We start from the raw sequence: 21,477 nt of genomic DNA on the forward strand, positions 1-21,477 counted from the left end.
GGCGGATCCATCACGCCACCGGTACTTCATGCAGGGCCAGCCAGCGCCAGCGCCCTCCTTCCTGCCGCAGCACTGCCAGCGATTCCCGCCACGCGGTTTCTCCCTCACCCACGGCATGTCCCTCGCGATAACGCAGCGCCGCCAGCGGCGACGGCGCTTCCACCGCCTGTACGGCCTCGATGGCGATCCGCAGTCCCGGCCGGGCGCCGTGTCCGCCCACGAACAGCGCCTGCACGGCGGCGCGGTCCAACCTGCGACCGGAGATGCCGACCATGCTGAAGTCCGCGCAGAAATGTCCCATCAGATCAGCCAGTGCATCGGCCTCGATCTCTGCCCGGAACCAGGCCTGCAGCTTGTCGTGCAGCAGGTGGATTTCGTGTTCGGCGGTCATGTCCATCAAGCAGTCTCCGGAGTGGAAAGGGAATGCAGCTGCGACCGGCGCAGCAGCACCAGCGGCAACAGGGTGAGTACGGCCGCCAGGCCCAGCGCCGCGCTGGTGGCATGCGCCGGCCACCACTGCATGGCCAAGGCCAGCAGCAGGGCGATGGCGGCGGTGCCCAGGCAGAAGCTGAGCTGGCGGTTGAGGTTCCACAGTGCACTGGCATCGCCCAGCGCCTCGGCGTCCACACCATGGAACGCCAGCGTCTGCGCGGTGCTGCTGCACAGGCTGCCGCCAGCACCCATCAGGGCGAACAGCATGGCGGCCAGCGCGAAGGGGGGCTGCGATTGCAGCGCCATCAGCAGCAGACCGCTGGCCTGCAGGACCATGCCCAGCCGCAGCACCGAGCCCGGCCCGAAGCGCGCCAGCAAGCGCCGGCTGCCGGTGATCGCCAGTGCCGAGGCCAACGCCCACGGCAGCATCAGGGCGCCGATCTGCGCGGCACTGTAACCGGCGTGGTTCAGCTGCAGGGTACTGGCCAGCTGGCTGCCGATGAACACACCCGGCACCGCCAGATAGACCAGCATCGCCATGCGCAGGCCTCGATGGGACAGCAGCGACCAGCGCAGCAGCGGCTGCGGCTGCCGGCGTGCATTACGCAGGTGGGCGACGGCCAGCACTGCTGCCAGCAGCAGCAACCCTGCGCCGGCGAAGCGATGGCCGGGCTCACCCAGCCAGGTCAATGCCAGCAGCAACGCGCCCAGCGCAGACATCGCGGTGGCCAGTGCATAGCCCTGCAGGCGTGGCGCACTGCGCAGGCCATCGGCCGGCATCCACGCCAGCACCAGGGCGATCGCCAGCACCGCCAGCGGCAGGCTGGCCCACAGCACGCCGCGCCAGGACAGCCACTTCACCAGCAGGCCGCCAAGAGCCGGTGCAAGTGCCGGCACCAGCAACGCCACCAGCAGGATGCGCCGGGTCAGCGCACCGCGTTGCTCAGGCGTGCACTGCCGGTACGCCGCCGCCTGCGCCACCGGAATCAGCAGCCCGCCAGCCAACCCCTGCAGCAGCCGCCAGCCCAGCAGCCAGCCGATGGACGGCGCGGCGCCGGCCAGGCCCGCAGCCACCGCGAACAGCACCAAGGCAGCCAGCAGCAGGCGACGCTCGCCGCAGCGCGCGGCCAGCCACGGGGCCAGCGGAATCACCACGCTCAGGCCCAGCATGTAGGCCGTGCCCACCCAGGCCAGGGTGCCGATGTCCGCATGCAGCTCGGCCGCCAGCGCCGGGTAGGCCACGGTGGCGATGAACATGTTGACCAGGTCCAGGGCGAACACCAGCAGGAAGATCGCCTCATGGCGCAGGCGTGGGGAAGGCATCAGCAGGCTCCAGCAACGAAGGCGACAGCATCGCGGACCAGCGTTGTTGGAAAAACACGACGGCAGCTGCAACACTGTCAAACCTGTTTTGACAATCACCCACCATGGTCAGCCTCGATCGCTTCGATATCTTCCGTGCCGTGGTCGAGGCCGGCAGCCTGACCGCCGCCGCCGAGCGCCTGGGCCTGAGCCGGGCCGTGGTCAGCTTCAACCTGAAGCGGCTGGAGCAGGAGCTGGGGGTAACCCTGCTGCTGCGCAGTACCCGCCATCTGGCGCTGACCGAGGCCGGCGAACAGTTCCTGCAGCACTGCGTGCAGGCACTGGATGCCGCGCAGGCCGCCATCGATGCCGCGCGCCGCGACCAGCACCAGCTGCAGGGCGTGCTGCGCCTGACCACCACCCCGGAGTACGCGCAGCTGCGGCTGATTCCAGCACTGGAAGCCTTCCGCGCGCAGCATCCAGCGCTGGTGCTGCATCTATCGACCTCGCCGGCACCGGCTGACCTGATTCCCGAGCGCTTCGACCTGGCGATCCGCCTCGGTCGCCTGCCCGATTCGCAACTGCATGCCACCGAGCTGGAACGTCACCCGCTGTGCGCGGTGGCCGCTCCGGCATTGCTGGCGCGACTGGGATCCGCCGAGGCGGCGGATGATCCGGTACTGCTGGGCACCCTGCCCCGCCTCGGCTATCCGCGCCTGGCCGATGTGCCAGTGGTCGCGCCGGATGGCAGCGATGCATTGTTCGCCACCAATCCGGGCAACGCGGTGATACGCGTGGATGGGGCCAGCAGCTTGCGCGCGTTCGCCGTGGCCGGTGCAGGAGTGACCGTGCTGCCACGCTGGCTGATCGAGGACGATCTCGCCCACGGCCGCCTGCGGCCGGTGCTGCGCCAGCATCGTTTCCCGCAGCAGAGCGTGTACGCGGTGTACCCGCACAGCAGCCAGCCCTCACCGAAGGTGCGGCAGCTGATCGATTTCCTGCGCGGGTGGTTTGGTGACGACGCCAGCTGAATCCTTCGCCCGCCGGGCATGGCCCGGCGAGCGCAGCGGCACCCCGCAAACAGACACGGCCCCTTGCGGGGCCGTGTCTTCAACCATCAGTACCGCGGCGGATCAGCGCAACACCTGCTCCACCAGCTGCACGTCCACCGTCTGCAGCGGCTCGGCGGCGTTGCGCGACAACTGCACCTGGTAGGTGCCGCCAGCGATCTTCCACTGGCGTGCCTGCGCATCGTAATGCGCCAGGGTCTTCGGCTCGGCTTCGATGCGGATGCGGCGCTGTTCGCCCGGCTGCAGCTCGACCTTGTCGTAGCCGATCAGGCGGATCGGCGTGGCGCTGCCGGCCGGCAGCTTCAGGTACAGCTGGGCGACGTCGGCACCGGCGCGCTTGCCGGTGTTGCGGATGTCGACGCTGGCAACCAGGCGCGAACCCTCCACGCTCACCTTCAGGTTTTCATAGGCGAACGAGGTATAGGACAGGCCGTGGCCGAAGGCGAAGGTCGGGGTCAGGCCCTTGGCCGCCATCCACTTGTAGCCGACGTTGGCGCCTTCGATATCGAAATCGAACACATCGCCGAACGGCTTGGCCGGCTTGAAGCCAAGGCCATCGATGTGCGGGCGCGGCAACTGCGATTCGTCCACCACCCAGGTCACCGGCAGGCGGCCGGACGGATTGGCCTGGCCGGTCAGCAGTGCGGCAATGCCTTCACCGCCACGGATACCCGGGTACCAGGCCTGCAGCACCGCCGGCACCTGCGCCAGCCACGGCGTACGCACCGGGCCGTTGGTTTCCAGCACCAGCACGGTCTTCGGGTTGGCCTTGGCCACCGCCGAAATCAACGCATCCTGGTTGTCCGGCAGCTGCATGTCCGGCAGGTCCACCGATTCAGCCGCCCACTGGGTGGCGAACACGATGGCCACATCCGCCTGTGCAGCAGCCTTGGCCGCAGCGGCGGCATTGGTGCCGTCCACATAGGTGATGGTGGCATCCGGACGCGCGGCACGCAGCGACTCCAACGGCGAGGACGGGTGGAAGATCACCGGGCCCGGCCAGGTGGTCGGCAGCACGCCCGGCACCGCGTTGGTCCCCTTGGCCGTGACGCCCACCATCGACGAACCACCGCCACCGATCACGCCCTTGTCGGCATGGCCACCGATGATGACGATGCGCTTGGCGCTGTCGGCCAGCGGCAGCAGGCTGCCTTCATTGCGCAGCAGCACGCTGCCTTCTTCCACCGTGCGCTGGGCCACGGCGAAACCGGCTTCAGCGTCGACCTTCTGGTGCTGCGGCGGGTTGTCGAAGTTGCCGTGCAGGAACATCGTGCGCAGGATGCGCGCGACCATGTCGTTCAGGCGCGCCTGCGGTACCACGCCGCCGTGCACGGCCAGGCGCAGCGGCTCATCGAAGAACACCGCCGCATCGAACACTTCACCGGCGGACTGCTGGTCCAGGCCGGCCAGCGCCGCCTTCGAACCGCTGTGCACGCCGCCCCAGTCGGACATCACGAAACCGGGGAATTTCCACTCCTGCTTCAGCACCTGGTTCATCAGGTAGCCGTTTTCGCAGCCGTAGGTACCGTTGATCTTGTTGTACGAGCACATCGCCACGCCCGGACGGCCGGCTTCCAGCGCGATCTCGAACGCCAGCAAATCCGACTCGTGCATGGCCTGCTCGCCAATGCGCACGTCGTGGAAGTTGCGGCGGGTCTCCATGTCGTTCAGCGCAAAGTGCTTCATCGAGGAGATCACGTGCTGGCTCTGCACGCCCTGGATCACTGCGCCGACCATCGAACCGGCCAGCAGCGGGTCTTCACCGGCGTATTCGAAGTTACGGCCATTGCGCGGGTCACGCTGCAGGTTGACGCTGCCGGACAGCAGGATGTTGAAGCGCTGCTGCCAGGCTTCGCGGCCCATCGTCGCGCCACCGGCAAAGGCAACACCGCGGTTCCAGGTGGACGCCGTGGACGGGCCCGACGGCATGGCGGTGGCGAAATCGCCCGGGCGGATGCCACCGGGATTGGTCACGCCCACGCCGGCGTCGGCCGACTGCTGCGACGGAATGCCCAGGCGCGCTACGCCCGGCACGAAACCGGCCGAACCCACCGCACCTTCCGGCAGCTTGCCACCGTCCTTGCCCAGCCCGAAGTAGCTGTGCAGCATCTGGAACTTCTCGTCCTCGGTCATCGCCTTCAGCAGCAGCGCAGCGCGCGCATCGGCGGTGAGCGTGGTATCCATCCACGGCTGCTCGCCGCCCTTGTCAGCCGCATAGGCCAGGGTCAGCAGGGTTGCACGCAGCGCGCTGCCTTCAACCTTGAACGGCGCACTGCTGGCGGCCTGGAAGCCATCGCTGAAATAGCTGGCATCGGCCTCCAGGGCCACGCGTGCCGGATCGAAGCCGGCCGCTTTGGCCGATTCACCGGCCACCGCGCCGAGCAGCACCGCCGGCGCGCCCAGTCGCGAACGCGACACCAGTGCCGGCAACTGCGAAGCACCGGCGCCAGCGTCGGTGTACACCGCCACTGCATGGCGGCCGTCATCCAGGCGCAGGTAGTTCAGGCCCGGCTGGTCGGGGCCGGATTCGGCGGCGATCGGCAGCCGGGTCAGCACGGCTTGGCCGTGCTGGGTCTGGCCGTCATCCTTGCCGGCGGCGATGAAGCGGTACTGGTAGCCCAGGCCATCGGCCAGCAGCTGCAGCGGATCGACCTGGCCGATGCCGCGCTGTACCTGGCGAACGCTGACCGCATCCACCTGCAGGGTCTTCAACTGGGCAGCCAGGGCCGGCATCGCGTCCGCGGTCGGCGCCTGTTCCAGGGTCAGCACGGTGAAGGCGGCGGAGTCGGCCCAGGCCGGGGTGGCCAGTGCGGCAGACAGGGCCAGGGACAGGGCGAGCGGCTTTGTAAACGTTTTCATCGGCGGGCGTAATTCCGTTGCCAAGGCAATCGGTCCAGGGAAAGTGCCGCCGAAGGGTGCAGCGTCATGCCGGGCATGCGTTGCCGGGCAACGCCTTGCAGGCCAGAGGACGGGCCGGTCTGCGCGCGGGACCCTCCTCCCGTGCGTGACAACCTGCCTGTCCGGGCCGCGCAGGGCGACCCATCATGTGAAGAGTGTGCGAGGGCGTTCATCGCTGTCAACAGGACCTAAGTCACAGGCGCGATGTGCGGACTGGTTATCAGCCCATCACCGGCGGTCATCAACGGGCTGCACGGCGCTGCCGATAATGGTTCTCCCCGGCGACGAATCGAGCCCATGACCGTACATCGCGACTTCGACCATCTCTGGCGCGACCGCTGTGACACCTCCAGCCAGCGCAGCCCGCGCGTGCTGATCCGGGTGTTCGTCGCCCCCGGCGAACTGGAACGCAGCGTGGCCTTCTACGAGCAGCTGCAGGGTGTGGTCGCCGATGCCGGCTTTCCGTTTCCCGATGCGGGCCTGCGGCTGGCGATGGTCGGTGCGTTCCTGCTGATCGAAGGCTGCGACGAGGCGCTGGCGCCGTTCACTTCGACCACGGGCACGTTGCTGGTCGACGACGTTCGGCCTTATCACGACAAGCTGGTGGCCGCTGGCGCCGAGATCATCTTTCCACTGCAGGTGGTACCCACCGGCGCGGCGTTCAATGCGGTGCATCCCGATGGAACCGTGGTCGAGTACGTGCACCACCGGCCGGACCCGCAGGGGCGGTGAGGTGGCGGCCGGGCTGCGCCCGGCACCCGCAGAGGCAACGGCAACAGCAAAAGCGGACATTCCGTGGGATGGCGGGGCGCTGTGGGTGTGCGGGGACGCCGTGAACCCGTCCCTGGGGGCTTGGTCGCCGCATCCATGCGGCTCACACCCCGCAAACCCACAACGCCCCGCCTTCGACAGATTCCCGCGAGCAGTAGATCCACGCCATGCGTGGATGCTCTTCCAGCAATTGTCGAAATATCGATCTCGATGGGGTCATCCACGCATGGCGTGGATCTACAATTCCTCCATGTCCTCCCCCGCTCTACCCTGGAATGGCACCCTGCTGCTGGATGCACACGTGGCTGTGCTGCAGGGCCACGCCGGTGACAGCGCCGCGCACGCGCACTACGCCCATCAGCTGCTGCTGAGCGGGGGTGACCCTTGGCAGATCGAGATCGATGGCGTGCAGCAGCAGGGCCAACGGCTGTGGCTGCGCTCCTTCCAATCGCACGCGATCCTGTCGGCGCCCGCTGACGGCTGCACGGTGTTCCTCGAACCGGCACATGCCGACCTCGAACAGATCCAGCAGCATCTGCAGTCGTTGCCCGGCAATGCTGCGCAGCTGCACGAGTGGCTGCCGCGACTGAGCCGCCCACAGCCCCTGGACCGCCGTGTGCAGGCGGCGCTGGCCCGCATCACCCAGCACCTGCCCGGCCCGGTGCCGGCCGCCGATATCGCCGAGGCCGCGCATCTGTCGACCAGCCAGCTGCATCGGCGCTTCCAGTCCGAGCTGGCAGTGACCCTGCGCGGTTGGGTGCTGTGGCAACGGCTGCGCAGTGCGCTGGCGCATCATCTGCGCGGGCACAGCCTGACGGACAGCGCGCATGCCGCCGGTTTCGCCGATCTTCCCCACCTCTCGCGCAGCCTGCGCCGCATGTTCGGCATTGGTGCCGCGCAACTGCAGGGCCTGCAGCTGCGCGCGGCCTGACGCATCGATCACCCGCGCCTGCGCAGTCCTTCCGGAAGCTTCGGCACCTCGCCATGGGGCAGCGCGCGGAAGGGCGCCAGCAGTTGTGCGGAATACGCCTGCGGATAGTCCGGCTGGCTGCCGATGCCCAGATCACGCTGCCGCAACCGATAGCCCGGTGCATCAAACGCGGTCCCCAGCAGGTGGTCCCACACGGTGAAGAACAAACCGAAATTGACATCACCTGCAGTGCCATATCGGATGTGGTGGAAGCGGTGCAGCGGTGCCCATGCCATCACCCGGCCCCACACACCCGGGCGCATGTCCACGTTGGAATGCTGCAGCAGCAGCTGGATCGCGATGGCGAACGCCAGCACCGCGGCCACGGGCATCGGCATGCCCAACAGCAGCAGCGGCAGTACGCCGCCCACCGCTTCGGCGGCCTGGTGCAGTGGGTGTTTCATCAAACCATTGAAGCCATACATGCGGGTCACGCTGTGATGCACCGCATGCAACCGCCACAACCAGCCGATGCGATGGCTGGCGTAGTGCACCAGGGTGATGCCAAGGTCAGCCGCGATGATCGCCACCAGCACCTGCAGCGCGAATGGCCACTGCGTCGGCCAGACGTGCCAGGGCACGATTGCCGCCAGCAGCGGCACCGTGGTGATCGACAGCAGGTTCAGGCTTTCATTGACCAGCGCATGCAGGACATCGCGCAGGCGGTCACCCTGGTCATGGTTGAACGCCGGATCGTATGGCCACAGCCGCTCGGCAGCGAACGACACCGCGATGGCGACAGCCAGCAAGGCAAGCAGCCACAATGGGTCACCGTGATGGTGACCCACCCATACGATGGCGGCAGTGACAAAACCCAGCAGGAACAACGGGGCATACAGGCGGAGCATCCAGTGCTTCATGGGCAACCCGGGAAGTGAGAGGCCTGCATGTTGGCGGGGCGTACAGACTGTCGGCTTGAACAAACGGCGCAACACCCCGCGTCGTCCATCCACGCATGGCGTGGATCTACAATGACGACCTCATCGCGTCCGGGACCGGCATGGATTCCTTCACCTTGATGCGCGCCTTCCGCCGCATCGTCGAACGCGGCAGCCTCGCCCGTGCTGCCGAAGACCTGGGCCTGTCGCCAGCCGGGCTGAGCAAGCAGCTGCGCACGCTGGAAACGCACCTGGGCGTAGTGCTGCTGCAGCGGACCACCCGCCGCATGAGCCTGACCGAAACCGGCCATGCCTATTACCGCGAATGCTGCCGCCTGCTCGATGAGCTGGACGCACTGGAGCGCGGCATCGCCCAGCAGCGCGGCGAAGTAAGCGGACGTCTGCGCGTCAATGCACCGCAGTCATTCGCGCTGAGCACGCTGTCGCCATTGCTGCCACGCTTCCTTCAGCAGCATCCGCAACTTGCACTGGACCTGGTGATGGAAGACCGTCTGCTCGATGCGGTTGGCGAAGGGTTCGATGTATCCCTGCGCATCCGCGCCGAGCTGGAAGATTCGCGGCTGGTCGCCCGCCGCCTGGCTTCACTGCAGCAGGTGCTGTGCGCAGCACCGCCCTATCTGCAGCAGCATCCGGCACCGCAGGTGGTGGAAGAACTGCAGGCGCACAGCGTGCTTGGCTACAGCCTGTCCGATTCACCCGGCAGCTGGCCGCTGCTCGGCCCAGATGGCCAGGTCACGGTGACCCTGCCGACACGGGTCACCGCCAACAACAGTCTGCTGCTGCGTGACCTGCTGGTCGCCGGCCTCGGTATCGGTGCGCTGCCCTCGTTCCTGGCCGCACCGGCACTGGCCAGCGGCGAACTGCAGCAGGTGCTGCCCGACCATCGCTATCCGCCGCGGTTCGTCTACGCGGTCTACCCCACCGCGCGCCACCTGCAAGCGAAGGTACGCGCCTTCATCGATTTCCTGCACGCCGAACTGCCCGCCTGCGCCGGGTTGGATTCGTAACCGCCAGCGAAAACTGAGCTGCCCGCCGCGTGCTGTTTCGGCCCGGCGCCACGGCCTACTCTGCCGCCTCCCCTCTCACGGACGGCAGGCCGATGATCGCCTCTCCTTCGCTGACCACCACTACACCGGTGGTCGATTTCTTTCATGACGTGGTCTGCGGCTGGTGCTTCGTGCTGGCCCCGCGCCTGCAGCAGGTCTCGGTCGAACTTGGCATCCAGGTCCGCCACCGCAGCTTCGTGCTGCAGGACTCGCGCGAACAGATGATCGAGGTGTTCGGCTCGATGCCGCGCGCCAAGGCCATCATCCTGCGCCACTGGGCCGACTGCGCCGCGCATGACGACAGCGCGCGCATCGACATCGAAGGCATGCGTGCCCAGGACTTCGAATACCCTTCCGGTTGGCTGGGTGCACTGGCCTGCCAGGCCGCCGGCATGCTCGGCGGCAACGCCGCACACGGCGCGATGTTCGATGCCGTGCAGTGGGCGCACCTGCACCAGCACCGAAACATCGGTGACGTCGAGGCGCTGCTGGACATCGCCGAACAGCTGGGGCATCGGCGTGGCGTCTTCGCCGACCGGATGCGCAGCGATGAGGTGCGCCAGCGCGTGCAGGCCGACCGCGCTGAAGCTGCCGCGCTCGGCATCCGCTCCATCCCCACCGTCATCACCGGCAACGGCCTGCGCCTGCAGACCCTGCCGCTGCCGCAACTGCGCCAGGCCCTGGCGCCGCTGGTCGCGGCCTGAGCCGCACCGTTCCCCCACCCTCAAGGAGATTCCCATGACCCCACGTACCCTGGGCACCGCACTGGCCCTGCTGTTGGCCGGCGCCGCGGCTTCCACCACCGTGTCCGCGCACGAACGCGCTCCCTCCGGCCAGCAGGTCGGCACCAGCCCCTGGGGGCCGAAGGACGAGATCGGCCGCCTCAACCTGATCACCGAGGCCTCGCGCGCGGCGATCCTGTCGCGGGTCAGCGGCGGCAAGGCCTATGACCTGGCTACCGAGTACTACGTTGGCATGCCCAGCTGGCAGGACGCCGGCGACCCGCACTACCAGTTCTGGATGACCCACACCCCGCGCGGCACGGTGATGGACGACCCGATGGGCGTGGGCGAGACCATGAACCTCACCCGCAGCTACACCGGCACCGCGTTCTCGATGTACAGCCACACCGGCACCCATATCGATGCGCTGAACCACTTCGGCATCCACGGAAAGATCTGGAACGGCTTCGAGGCCGACAAGCACCTCGGCGATCGCGGCTGGAATGTCACCGGCATCGAGAAATTCCCGCCGCTGATCGCGCGTGGCGTGCTGATCGACGTGGCCGGTGCCAAGGGCGTGGACATGCTGCCGGACAGCTACCGCGTCACCCGCCAGGACCTGAAGGATGCATTGACACGCCAGCAGGTGAAGCTGCAGCAGGGCGACATCGTACTGATCCGCACCGGTCGCATGCGCCTGTTCGAACAGCCCAAGGCCTACATGGCCAACCCGCCGGGCATGGGCCTGGATGCGGCGCGCTTCCTGGTCGAGGACAGCGGCGCGATGATCGTCGGCGCCGACAACCTCAGCTTCGAGACCTTCCCTTCCGAAGTGTCCGACGACTACGTGCCGCTGCACACCTACCTGCTGGCGCAGCAGGGCGCGCCGATCATCGAGCTGGTGGCGCTGGATGAACTGGCGCGCGACAAGGTCTATGAGTTCGCCTTCATCGGTGGCCCGCTGAAGATCCGCGGCGGCGACGCCGCGCCGCTGCGCCCGGTGGCCCTGCCGGTCCGCCCGTGACCCGATAGCCCGGCCAGGGTGGGCGGTGCCGACCTTGGCCGGCACCGCTTTTCCCGCATCCAGGCCCCCCGTTCCCCAGCAGATCCACGCCATGCGTGGATGCTCTACCCCCTTCAGCAAGCTGAAACCCCACCCTTCGATTTCATTAGTAATATTACTCACAAGCCGAGTAGCATGTCCGGTCTCAGCCCCTGATACCGGCCTGTCGATACTCGCTCCATGCCTGCCGTTTCCGCCCTCTCCTGCCGCTTCCAGCCCGCCCGGCGCCTCACTCGGAGGACCGGCTGATGGGCGCCGTCGTCGCCCTCGACCGCCTGCTGGACGGCCGCCAGGTCTGGCGCGGGCCGGCACGCCAGGGGCAGGCCAGTGACCATCTGGCCAGTGGCCACCCGGCGCTGGACGCGCGCCTGCCCGGCGGTGGCTGGCCGGCCAGCGGGCTGTGCGAAGTGCTGCAGGCCGCGCCCGGGGTCGGCGAACTGGCCCTGGTCTGGCCGGCGCTGGCGAAACTGAGCCAGCGCGAACGGCAGATCGTGCTGGTCGCCCCGCCCTACCGCCCGCATGCCCCGGCATGGGCTGCCGCCGGACTCGACCTGGCCCAGCTGCAGATCATCCACGCCGCACCGAAGCAGGCGCTGTGGGCGGCCGAGCAGTGCCTGCGCTCTGCTGCCTGCGCCGCCGTGCTGTGCTGGCCGCAGCAGGCCGACGATCGCGCCCTGCGCCGCCTGCAGGTCGCCGCCGACAGCGGCCAGTGCCTGGGTTTCGTGTTCCGCGAGGCCCGCGCCGCCCGCAATCCCTCCCCGGCCAGCCTGCGCCTGCAGCTCGACCACGGCCAGGTGCGGGTGTTGAAGTGCCGCGGCGGGCTGCCACCGGCGCAGCCGTTGCCGCTGGCCATCGCCCACTGAGGCCGCGCCATGCACTGGGCCTGCCTGTTGTTGCCGCAGCTGGCGCTGGACAGCGTGCTGCGCCTGCAGCCGGATCCGCAGCGGCCGCTGGTACTGCTGCAGGGGCCGGCGCAGCGTCGTGTGCTGCGTGCGGTCAGCCCTGCCGCGCGGGCAGCGGGGCTGCGCCCGGGCATGCTGCTGTCGGCCGCGCAGGTGCTGGTGCAGGACCTGCAGCTGCATGACTACGATCCCAGCGCCGAACAGCACACCCGGCAGTTGCTGGCCAGCTGGCTGTATGGCACCAGCTCGCTGGTCAGCCTCGATTTTCCGCATGCGCTGGTGCTGGAAATCGGTGCCAGCCGTGCCCTTTTCGGCGATTGGCTGACGATCGAACAACGCCTGCGCAACGGCCTGCACGACCTGGGCTTCCGCCATCGCCTGGTCGCTGCCCCCAACCCGCATGCCGCGCGCGTGCTGGCCAATGTGCACGATGGCCTTGGCATCGATGCGCAGCAGCTGCCCGCCGCACTGGCACAGCTGCCGCTGGCGCGTAGTGGCCTGCCCGTTGATGCGGTGACCGTGCTGGCACGCTCCGGCCTGCGCACGCTGGGGGCGGCCTTCGACCTGCCGCGCGAAAGCCTGGCCCGCCGCTTCGCCCCCGAGGTACTGCAGCAGCTGGATGCCGTGCGCGGTTTGGGCAACGCGCCGCTGCGCTATTACCAGCCGCCGGACCGGTTCGATGCGCGCATCGAATTCGAATACGAGATCGAATCCAGCCAGGCCCTGCTGTTCCCGCTGCGGCGCCTGCTGCTGGATCTGGCCACATTCCTGTGTTCGCGCGATGGTGGCGTGCAGCGTTTCGATCTGCATTTCGAGCACGACCTGCTGCCGGCCAGCGTGCTGACCATCGGCCTGCTGGCCCCCGAACGCGATGCGGCGCTGCTGTTCGAGATCGCACGCAACCGCATGGAAGCCTTCGCCCTGCCCGCCGGCAGCCGTGCGCTGCGCCTGCAGGCCGAGCAGCTGCCGCCGTTCGTGCCGGCCGCACGTGACCTGTTCGATACCCGCCCGGCGCAGGCGATGCCATGGACCCAGCTGCGCGAGCGCCTGCGTGCCCGCCTCGGCGATGACGCCGTGCAGCCACTGGCCGTGCAGGCCGACCACCGCCCCGAACGCGCCAGTGGCACCCAGCCACCGGCCAAGCCACCCGCTTGGTGGCCGCTGCGCCCCGGCTGGCTGCTGGAGACGCCACAGCCGCTGCGCGATCCGCGCCTGCGTATCGTCGCCGGGCCGGAACGTATCGAATCGGGTTGGTGGGACCAGGCCGATGCACGCCGCGACTATTACGTGGTGGAAACCGCGCAGGGCCAGCGGGGCTGGGCCTTCCGCACGCGCAATGATCCGCATGCGCCGTGGATGCTGCACGGCTGGTTCGGTTGAGCCCCATGCACACCGATCTGCCCGGATACGCCGAACTGCACTGCCTGTCGGCCTTCAGCTTCCAGCGTGGCGCGTCCACCGCCGAGGAACTGTTCGCACGCGCTGCCGGCCAGGGTTACCGCGCGTTGGCCATCACCGACGAATGCTCGTTGGCTGGCATCGTGCGCGCATGGCAGGCGGCGAAGACGCACGGCGTGGCGCTGATCGTCGGTGCCGAATTCCAGGTTGAAGACGGGCCCAAGCTGGCCCTGCTGTGCACCAACCAGGCCGCTTATGCCGGGCTGTGCCAGCTGATCACCACCTGTCGCCGGCGGGCAGCCAAGGGCGGATACCGCTGCCTGCGCGAGGATCTGCAGGGACTGCCCGAGGGCCTGCTGTGCCTGTGGCTGGACCGGCAACCGGCGGCCACCGAACTGGAACTGCTGCGCCGTTGTTTTCCGCTGCGCCTGTGGCTGGCCGTGGAGCTGCACCACGAACACGACGACACGCGCCGGCTGCAGCAGCTGCAGGCCTTCGGCGAGCGCCACCAGTTGCCGCTGGTCGCCAGTGGCGACGTGCACATGCACGTGCGCCGGCGTCGTGCCTTGCAGGACACGCTGACCGCGATCCGCCACCGCTGCAGCGTGGCCGAGGCTGGCTGGCGCCTGTTTGCCAACGGCGAGCGCCATCTGCGCCCGCGCACTGCACTGGCCCAGCTGTATCCGCCCGGCCTGCTGGCAGAAACCCTGCGCATCGCCGAACGCTGCCACTTCTCCCTGGACCAGCTGAAATACACCTACCCGCGCGAACTGGTGCCCGAAGGCCACGACCCGGACAGTTGGCTGCGCGTGCTGGTCGAGCGCGGCATTCCCTGGCGTTGGAAAAAGGGCATCGAGCCAGCCCAGCGCAAGCAGATCGAGCACGAACTGGCACTGATCAAGCAGAAGCAGTACGCCTCCTATTTCCTCACCGTGCAGGACATCGTGCGCTTCGCCCGCAGCCAGGACATCCTCTGCCAGGGCCGTGGCTCGGCCGCTAATTCAGCGGTGTGCTTCGTGCTGGGTGTGACCGAGATCGACCCGGCGCGCAGCAACCTGCTGTTCGAGCGCTTCATCTCCGCCGAGCGTGATGAGCCACCGGACATCGACATCGACTTCGAGCACGAGCGCCGCGAGGAAGTACTGCAGTACGTGTTCAACCGCTATGGCCGCGAGCGTGCCGCGTTGACGGCGGTGGCGATCAGCTACCGTGGCCGCAGCGCGATCCGCGATGTCGCCCGCGCGCTGGGCCTGCCGATGGACCAGGTCAACGAACTGGGCGCGGCGATGGACCATTGGGGCGGCAACATTCCGTTGCCGGAAACCCTGCGCGAGCGCGGCTTCGATCCGGAAACACCGTTGATGCGCCGGCTGCTGGCATTGACCGCCGAGCTGATCGATTTTCCGCGCCATCTGTCGCAGCATCCGGGCGGCTTCGTGATTTCCGAGCATCCGCTGTCGACGCTGGTGCCGGTGGAGAACGCGGCGATGGCCGACCGCACCGTCATCCAGTGGGACAAGGATGACCTGGACGCCACCGGCCTGATGAAGGTCGACTGCCTGGCACTGGGCATGCTCACCGCCATCCGCAAATGCCTGGCCCTGCTGCACCAGCACGGCCTGCACAGTGGCCGCATGGATGCAATCGAGGACGATGACAAGCCGACCTACGACATGATCTGCGCCGCCGACACCATCGGCGTGTTCCAGATCGAGTCGCGCGCGCAGATGGCGATGCTGCCACGCATGCAGCCGCGTAATTTCTATGACCTGGTGATCGAGGTGGCGATCGTGCGCCCTGGCCCGATCCAGGGCGACATGGTCCATCCCTACCTGGAACGTCGGCGGATCCTGCGCGAACAAGGCCCGGATGCGTTGAACGATCCGGACAACCCGCTGTATCCAGCGCGACTGGAACGCGTGTTCGCGCGCACTCTGGGCGTGCCCTTGTTCCAGGAGCAGGTGATGCAGCTGGCGGTAGATGCGGCCAACTACACCGCCGGTGAAGCCGATGCCCTGCGCCGCTCGATGGCTGCCTGGAAGCGTCGTGGCGGCCTGGAGCCCCATCGCGAAAAGCTGCTGACCGGCATGCTGAAAAACGGCTTCAGCCTGGAATACGGCGAGCACCTGTTCGAACAGATCAAGGGCTTCGGCGATTACGGTTTCCCGGAAAGCCACGCGGCCAGTTTCGCCCTGCTCACCTATGCCAGCTGCTGGCTGAAGTGCCATCACCCGGCCGCGTTCGCCGCCAGCCTGATCAACAGCCAGCCGCTGGGCTTCTACAGCCCCGACCAGCTGCTGCAGGATGCTCGCCGGCATGGCATCACGGTACTGGCGGTGGACGTGCGCCACAGCGACTGGGACTGCACGCTGGACTTCAGCAAAGGCGCGGCGGCAATCCGCCTCGGCCTGCGCCTGGTCGATGGCTGCAGCGAACCGGCCGCGCAGGCCATCATGCGCGAACGCGCGCGGCGCCCCTTCGACGATGTTGGCGACCTCTGCCAGCGCACCGCACTGGATCGCCGCCAGCAGGGCCTGCTTGCCGATGCCGGCGCGCTGCGCGGCCTCAGCGGCCATCGCCACCGCGCACGCTGGGATATCTCCGGCGTGGAGAACCGCCTGCCGTTGTTCGACCAGGCCCGCGCCACCGCCGAAGCGCGCGTGGCCCTGCCCCTGCCCAGCGCCTGGGAAGACATGCAGGCCGATTACCGCAGCACCGGCACCACCCTCGGCCGCCATCCGATGTCGTTCCTGCGTGCGCAGCTGCGAACCCGTGGCTGCTTGGATGCCGCGCAGCTGGCCAACCATGGTCATGGCCGGCGCGTACGCATCGCCGGCCTGGTACGCATGCGCCAGCGCCCGCAGACCGCCAGCGGTGTCACCTTCCTTACCCTGGAAGATGAAACCGGCATGGTCAACGCCGTAGTCTGGCGACATCTGGCCGACCGCCAGCACCACATCCTGGTAGATACGCAGCTGATGCAGATCGACGGCCGGCTGGAACGCGTGGATGGCGTGCAGCATGTGATCGTGCAGCGCATGCACTGCCTGGACGAACTGCTGCAGGGACTGCGCAGCCACAGCCGCGACTTCCATTGACGATACACACCGTCACACACCGAACTGGCCACGGCCGACCGGATTCCGCTATCGTCGGCCACGTCCAAGGAAGGAATACACAATGGCTCGTGCCCTGACCCTGACCACCCTGGTGGTCGCCATGCTCGCGTTGCTCGTTTCCGGCTGGACCGCCTGGAACCTGCATCGCAGCCAGTCACCGCACCGCGTGATCGAAGCGCGCGGCCTGATCATCCACGATGCCAGCGGCCAGCCGCGGGTGATCCTCGGCGCCCCGGTTCCCGACCCCCTCAGCCGGGGCCGCCCGCAGGGGCCGCGTGCCACCGCCCTGTCCGGCCTGATCCTGCTCGGCCCCGATGGCTCCGAGCGCGGCGGCTACGGCACCAGCGACCGGGGTGGCGAAGCCCTGCTGACCCTTGACGACGCCACCGGCACCACCGAAGTCTTCAAGGTGGTCGCCAACCCGGACCGCGGCGCCAGCCTGATGGTCAAGCACCAGAACAACACCGGCGCCATGCTGAGTTCCTGGCAGGGCAAGCCGGAGCTGGTGTTCCTCGACGACAGCGGCCAGTCCTACTACGTGCGCCCCGGCGCCAGCGCCGCGCCCTGAGTACGCACGCTCAGCGCATCACCGCCGCCAGGTCATCGGCCAACCGACGTTGCTGCGGCGGGCCGAGTGCCGCACAGGTGATGCGCAACCCATGCGCCGGTGCAGACACCGCAAAGACTTCACCCCCACGCACATGCCAGCCACGTGCCGCCAGTGCCAGCACCTGCGGCGTGCTGTCGGCCGGCAGTGGCAGCCACAGATTCAAGCCTTCCATCGGCATCGGTGTCGGCAGCCCGCGCGCCTGCAGCAGGTCCTGCAGACCCTGCAGCCGCTGCTGGTAGCGCTCACCGGCGGCAGCCACCTTCGCCCGTTGCTGCGCCGACTCCAATACCGAACTGGCTGCATCCTGCAGCAGATGGCTGACCCAGCCGGTGCCCGCCGCCAGGCGCAGGCGCAGGCGCACCGCGGTCTGCCCATCGCAGGCCAACCAGGCCACGCGCAGGTCCGGGCCCAATGCCTTGGACAACGAACGCAGCAGCGCCCAACGCCGACCGTCCATCGGCAGCACCGAGTGATAGCTCTGCTGCGAGAGCAGCGCGTAGTGATCGTCGATCAGCACCGCCACCTGCGGATAGCCGGCCAGCAACTGGCGCAGCGCACGCGCACGCTTCGCATCCAGGCTGGCACCGGTGGGATTGTGCGCGCGTGGGGTCAGCAGCACCGCGCGTGCACCCGCATCCAACGCCTGCCGCAGTGATTCCACCTGCATGCCGTGCGTATCCACCGCCACCGGCAACGGCACGTGCCCGGCCGCACCGAGGACATTGAGGCTGCCCAGGAAACAGGGATCCTCCACCGCGATGCGGTCGCCCGGCAGCAGCCACGCCGACAGCAGGCGCTCGATGCCATCGACCGCGCCATGGGTCAGTTCCAGCGCATAGCCCGGCGGGCAATCGGCATCCAGCGAGGCCCGTGCCAGGCGTTGCATGCGTGGATCAACCGTCTCCACCCCATACAGGCGCGAGGACGTCGCAGCCACCCGCAGGCTGGGCAGGCAGCGCGGATCCGGATTGCCGCCGGCCAGATCGTGCAGGGCCAATCCCGGTGCACTGCCCTCGCGTGCCATCGTCGCCGGCAGGCCGCGCACCACAGTGCCGCGACGTCCCGCCGTACTGGCCAGGCCCGCCGCGTCCAGCCGCTTGTAGGCAGCGGCTACGGTATTGCGGTTGACCCCCAGTTGATCGGCCAGATCCCGCACCGGCGGCAGCACGCTGCCGGCCGCCAGATGGCCGCTACCGATGCCCTCGCGGATGCTGTCGAAGATCGCTTCGGCGCTGTTCCCGGTGATTTTCATTTTGTCCTATGCCAAACTATCTCTTGTCCTGTGCCAGTGTATCCCACCCTGGCGACCCCGCACCGGAGGTGCCCCATGTCCCTCGCCGCCGCCGACTGGCCCGTCGCCCAGTCCGTCGAACAGATCGCCGCCAATCTCGCCACCGTGCACCAGCGCATCGCCAGCGCCTGTGCCCGCGCCGGTCGTGATCCGGCCAGCGTGCGCCTGCTACCGGTCAGCAAGACCGTCGATGAAGCACGCATCCGCATGGCCGTAGCCGCCGGTTGCCACCAGCTGGGGGAAAACAAGGTGCAGGAGGCGCAGCGCAAGGCCGAGGCCATGGCTGACCTTGGCGTGCACTGGTCGGTCATTGGCCACCTGCAGACCAACAAGGCCCGGTACGTCGCACGCTTCGCCAGCGAGTTCCAGGCGCTGGACAGCCTGCGCGTGGCCGAGGCGCTGCAGCAGCGGCTGCTGCTGGAGGACCGTACGCTGGATGTGTTCGTACAGGTCAACACCTCGGCCGAGCCCAGCAAATACGGCCTGGAGCCGGCGGCGGTGGCCGACTTCGTGCAACAGCTGCCCGCCTTCGACCGCCTGCGCGTGCGTGGCCTGATGACCCTCGCCATCTTCACCCCCGAGGTGGAACGCGTACGCGCCTGCTTCGTGCGCCTGCGCGAGCTGCGCGACCAGCTTCAGCAGACGGCGCCGGCAGGCCTGGACCTGTCGCAGCTGTCGATGGGCATGTCCGGTGATTTTGAAGTCGCCATCGAGGAAGGTGCCACCGTCGTCCGCGTTGGCCAGGCGATCTTCGGTGCACGCTCCACGCCCGACAGCTTCTACTGGCCCACCCCGGGAGCACCGGCATGAAGCGCGCCGTTGCCCTGCAGCACGTGGCCTTTGAAGATCTCGGCACCCTGCAGCCGCTGCTGCTCGCGCAAGGATGGCAGGTCAAGGTCGTGCAGGCAGGCGTGGATGCACTCGATGCTGCCGAAGATGCCGATCTGCTGGTGGTGCTGGGTGGCCCGATCAGCGTCAACGATGGAGCGGCCTACCCGTTCCTCGCCGACAGCATCGCGTTGCTGCAGCGTCGCCTGCAGCAACAGCGGCCGACGCTGGGCATCTGCCTGGGCGCCCAGTTGATGGCGCGCGCACTGCATGCTGTCGTTGCCCCCACCGGCGGCAAGGAAATTGGTTTCGCACCGCTGCTGCTCACCGATGAAGGCCAGCGCTCACCTTTGCAGGCATTGCAGGGCATCCCGGTGCTGCACTGGCATGGTGAAGCCTTCGAACTGCCGGAGGGCGCACGCCGCCTCGCCAGTACGCCCGCCTGTCGCCACCAGGCCTTCGCCATCGGCCACCATGCGCTCGCCCTGCAATGCCATCCCGAACTGGATGCGCGCCAGTTCGAGCGCTGGCTGATCGGCCACGCGCTGGAACTGGCCGCGGCCGGCATCGATCCCATCGACCTGCGCGCGCAGGCGCGCCGCTACGGCGGGCCTCTCGCCGCCGCGGCGACCGCGATGTTCCAACAGTGGCTGCACGACCTGCCGGAGACCCGCCCATGCACTACCGCCTGACCATCCAGCACAACGGCATCCATTGGGGCCATTTCGACTGTGACGGTCCCAATGCGCTGCAACGCATCGACGCCATCGCCGCACGCCTGCCCGCTGCCGAAGGCTTCAGCCTGCAACGGCAGAAGGGCATCGGCGAGGAGCGCATCCTCTCCAGCACTGCCGATGGCCTGCGCGTGCTGGCCGCGCAGATCCAATACCGCGATCTCTGATCCCCAGGTGATGCGGCATTGACTCAACGCATGCTGCGCAACGTCCTGTAGAGTCGTTCCCGCTCGATGCCGCAGGAACGCCCCCATGCCAGACCACCTCCCGCCAACCTCCAGACTGTCCCTGTCACGCGGCACCATCGACGGCCTGCGCATTGCCCCGCGCTGGCCCGCGTCACAGGTCATCCTCGAGGCCGAGGTCCTGCAGTGCCTGCTTGATGCGCAGGCACTGCTGCCATCCACGCTGCGCCTGCTGGTCACCCGCGGCTTCGAATGCAGCCAGGGAAAGCTGGGAGGCTTCCGGCGTCTGGTACGGCGCCTCGGCATCGCCGTGTTCCGCTGCTGCTATCGGCATCGCCACGATGAGATCGACGCCATTTTCGGCGCCAACGGCCATGATCTGGACGGTCGCCATGTGGATGTCTCACTGGTCCTGCACGGCCGGCGCGTACGCCTGCTTCCGCTGGGCGTGTTCACTCCACTGCGCTGGCAGCAGCACCGCGTCAGCCGTCATGCAGACGCCGTTGCAGCGGCCAAGGATGCACTGCAGCGGTGCGGCTTCGATCTGCACCCCAACGCCACGGAAAGCCTGCAGATCCACTGCGACCATCGCGGCACCACGCTGGCGGAACCGTCGCGTTGATCGACGTTCCCCGCGCGTTGCAGGCAACCTGCACCGACCTCCAGCAACGGCTGGGCCGGATCGATAATCTGTCGGGCAATGGTGAACGCAGCCTCATCCTCGGGGGAGAGCTGCTGCGGTTCCCCTATCGCATCTACGCCGACGCCACGGACCTGTTCCGGCTCGCATCCCATCTGCAGGGCGATGCGCGCGCCCTCTGCCTCTGCCTGCTTTCGCGTCACTGTGACGGACATGTACGGCAACGTGTGGTCGAGACGCTGGGTCCCTCGCCGATGCCCTGGGTGCATGCCTTCCAGCTGGCCTTGCTGGGTGAGTACGTGGACGAGATCGCATCGGCCGTGGCGATCCAGGCGCAACAGACCGGCCTGCAGCGCTATGCCGCGCTCATCGGCGAGAACCGCGCATTCTTCGACCTCTGCCGACAACGCGCCGCCAGCTACTGGAATGCCTACTACCGCGCCCGCTACCCCAGCCTGCGCATGTTCCCGGCCCACCGACTGCTGCTGCAGATGGCGCACGCCGCGCGCTCGCCGTAGCGCTCTCTGTACCGCCAGCGCACGTCCGCTCGGTACTCCAGCAAGACAGGCACAGCCTGCGTCCCCGCACCTGGATGCA

20 protein-coding genes are annotated in these 21,477 nt (G+C 68.1%); 15 read left to right on the forward strand and 5 right to left on the reverse strand.

Going from position 1 to position 21,477, the window contains the following annotated elements; all coding sequences use genetic code 11:
* Window positions 1-10 precede the first annotated feature (10 nt).
* Both AC1DKR_RS02340 and AC1DKR_RS02345 read right to left on the reverse strand, forming a co-directional pair.
* Window positions 11-397, reverse strand: a complete 387-nt coding sequence (locus AC1DKR_RS02340; protein WP_442244560.1) for a DUF4440 domain-containing protein — start codon at window positions 395-397, stop codon at window positions 11-13.
* On the reverse strand, window positions 397-1,755 hold the full coding sequence (locus AC1DKR_RS02345) for an MFS transporter (RefSeq protein WP_442244559.1): 1,359 nt from the start codon (window positions 1,753-1,755) through the stop codon (window positions 397-399). The genes AC1DKR_RS02340 and AC1DKR_RS02345 overlap by 1 nt, the downstream gene beginning before the upstream one ends.
* 104 nt (window positions 1,756-1,859) lie before the next feature.
* Here AC1DKR_RS02345 and AC1DKR_RS02350 point away from each other — a divergent pair, with 104 nt between their 5' ends.
* Window positions 1,860-2,765, forward strand: coding sequence for a LysR family transcriptional regulator (locus AC1DKR_RS02350; protein WP_363733599.1), 906 nt, complete (start codon window positions 1,860-1,862; stop codon window positions 2,763-2,765).
* 102 nt (window positions 2,766-2,867) lie between these two features.
* On the opposite strand, the gene AC1DKR_RS02355 is transcribed toward AC1DKR_RS02350, so the two are convergent.
* The gene (locus AC1DKR_RS02355; RefSeq protein WP_132824855.1) at window positions 2,868-5,663 is read right to left on the reverse strand and encodes a beta-glucosidase family protein; all 2,796 of its coding nucleotides are present in this window, start codon (window positions 5,661-5,663) and stop codon (window positions 2,868-2,870) included.
* Window positions 5,664-5,999: 336 nt separating this feature from the next.
* Here AC1DKR_RS02355 and AC1DKR_RS02360 point away from each other — a divergent pair, with 336 nt between their 5' ends.
* Both AC1DKR_RS02360 and AC1DKR_RS02365 read left to right on the forward strand, forming a co-directional pair.
* Window positions 6,000-6,434 carry a VOC family protein gene (locus tag AC1DKR_RS02360; protein WP_025878496.1) on the forward strand — a complete coding sequence of 145 codons (435 nt, stop codon included), beginning with the start codon at window positions 6,000-6,002 and terminating at the stop codon, window positions 6,432-6,434.
* Window positions 6,435-6,699: 265 nt separating this feature from the next.
* Window positions 6,700-7,404 (forward strand): helix-turn-helix domain-containing protein, encoded by a 705-nt coding sequence (locus tag AC1DKR_RS02365; protein ID WP_478030864.1) that lies wholly within the window; start codon window positions 6,700-6,702, stop codon window positions 7,402-7,404.
* 8 nt (window positions 7,405-7,412) lie between these two features.
* On the opposite strand, the gene AC1DKR_RS02370 is transcribed toward AC1DKR_RS02365, so the two are convergent.
* Window positions 7,413-8,291 carry a sterol desaturase family protein gene (locus AC1DKR_RS02370; protein WP_478030866.1) on the reverse strand — a complete coding sequence of 293 codons (879 nt, stop codon included), beginning with the start codon at window positions 8,289-8,291 and terminating at the stop codon, window positions 7,413-7,415.
* 107 nt (window positions 8,292-8,398) lie between these two features.
* On the opposite strand from AC1DKR_RS02370, the gene AC1DKR_RS02375 reads away from it, so the two are divergent.
* The 7 genes from AC1DKR_RS02375 (at window position 8,399) to AC1DKR_RS02405 (ending at window position 17,160) form a co-directional block, all read left to right on the forward strand.
* On the forward strand, window positions 8,399-9,349 hold the full coding sequence (locus tag AC1DKR_RS02375; RefSeq protein ID WP_478030868.1) for a LysR family transcriptional regulator: 951 nt from the start codon (window positions 8,399-8,401) through the stop codon (window positions 9,347-9,349).
* Window positions 9,350-9,441: 92 nt separating this feature from the next.
* Window positions 9,442-10,092, forward strand: a complete 651-nt coding sequence (locus tag AC1DKR_RS02380) for a DsbA family oxidoreductase (RefSeq protein WP_478030870.1) — start codon at window positions 9,442-9,444, stop codon at window positions 10,090-10,092.
* A 34-nt stretch (window positions 10,093-10,126) separates the two neighbouring features.
* Entirely contained in the window at window positions 10,127-11,134 is a 1,008-nt protein-coding gene (locus AC1DKR_RS02385; RefSeq protein ID WP_223495412.1) for a cyclase family protein, read from the forward strand.
* Between the two features lie 287 nt (window positions 11,135-11,421).
* Window positions 11,422-12,036, forward strand: coding sequence for a translesion DNA synthesis-associated protein ImuA (gene imuA, locus AC1DKR_RS02390; protein ID WP_363733609.1), 615 nt, complete (start codon window positions 11,422-11,424; stop codon window positions 12,034-12,036).
* A gap of 9 nt (window positions 12,037-12,045) precedes the next feature.
* Window positions 12,046-13,455 (forward strand): Y-family DNA polymerase, encoded by a 1,410-nt coding sequence (locus AC1DKR_RS02395; RefSeq protein ID WP_478030872.1) that lies wholly within the window; start codon window positions 12,046-12,048, stop codon window positions 13,453-13,455.
* Window positions 13,456-13,460: 5 nt separating this feature from the next.
* Window positions 13,461-16,571: an error-prone DNA polymerase gene (locus AC1DKR_RS02400; protein WP_478030874.1), complete on the forward strand. Its 3,111-nt coding sequence runs from the start codon at window positions 13,461-13,463 to the stop codon at window positions 16,569-16,571.
* Window positions 16,572-16,653: 82 nt separating this feature from the next.
* Window positions 16,654-17,160: a hypothetical protein gene (locus tag AC1DKR_RS02405; protein ID WP_025879224.1), complete on the forward strand. Its 507-nt coding sequence runs from the start codon at window positions 16,654-16,656 to the stop codon at window positions 17,158-17,160.
* A 10-nt stretch (window positions 17,161-17,170) separates the two neighbouring features.
* On the opposite strand, the gene ptsJ is transcribed toward AC1DKR_RS02405, so the two are convergent.
* Window positions 17,171-18,454: a MocR-like B6 salvage transcription factor PtsJ gene (ptsJ, locus tag AC1DKR_RS02410; protein WP_478030876.1), complete on the reverse strand. Its 1,284-nt coding sequence runs from the start codon at window positions 18,452-18,454 to the stop codon at window positions 17,171-17,173.
* A 75-nt stretch (window positions 18,455-18,529) separates the two neighbouring features.
* Here ptsJ and AC1DKR_RS02415 point away from each other — a divergent pair, with 75 nt between their 5' ends.
* From AC1DKR_RS02415 to AC1DKR_RS02435, 5 genes are all read left to right on the forward strand, one after another.
* Window positions 18,530-19,303 carry a YggS family pyridoxal phosphate-dependent enzyme gene (locus AC1DKR_RS02415; protein ID WP_033831385.1) on the forward strand — a complete coding sequence of 258 codons (774 nt, stop codon included), beginning with the start codon at window positions 18,530-18,532 and terminating at the stop codon, window positions 19,301-19,303.
* Window positions 19,300-20,013, forward strand: coding sequence for a glutamine amidotransferase (locus tag AC1DKR_RS02420; RefSeq protein WP_394197227.1), 714 nt, complete (start codon window positions 19,300-19,302; stop codon window positions 20,011-20,013). Before AC1DKR_RS02415 ends, AC1DKR_RS02420 begins: the two co-directional genes overlap by 4 nt.
* Window positions 19,998-20,222, forward strand: coding sequence for a hypothetical protein (locus tag AC1DKR_RS02425; RefSeq protein ID WP_025879228.1), 225 nt, complete (start codon window positions 19,998-20,000; stop codon window positions 20,220-20,222). The genes AC1DKR_RS02420 and AC1DKR_RS02425 overlap by 16 nt, the downstream gene beginning before the upstream one ends.
* 85 nt (window positions 20,223-20,307) lie before the next feature.
* Window positions 20,308-20,862 (forward strand): hypothetical protein, encoded by a 555-nt coding sequence (locus tag AC1DKR_RS02430; RefSeq protein WP_223495424.1) that lies wholly within the window; start codon window positions 20,308-20,310, stop codon window positions 20,860-20,862.
* Window positions 20,859-21,398, forward strand: a complete 540-nt coding sequence (locus tag AC1DKR_RS02435) for a hypothetical protein (protein ID WP_478030882.1) — start codon at window positions 20,859-20,861, stop codon at window positions 21,396-21,398. The genes AC1DKR_RS02430 and AC1DKR_RS02435 overlap by 4 nt, the downstream gene beginning before the upstream one ends.
* The last annotated feature ends 79 nt before the right edge of the window (window positions 21,399-21,477 follow it).

The sequence above is a fragment of the Stenotrophomonas sp. 01N47 genome (assembly GCF_056399165.1).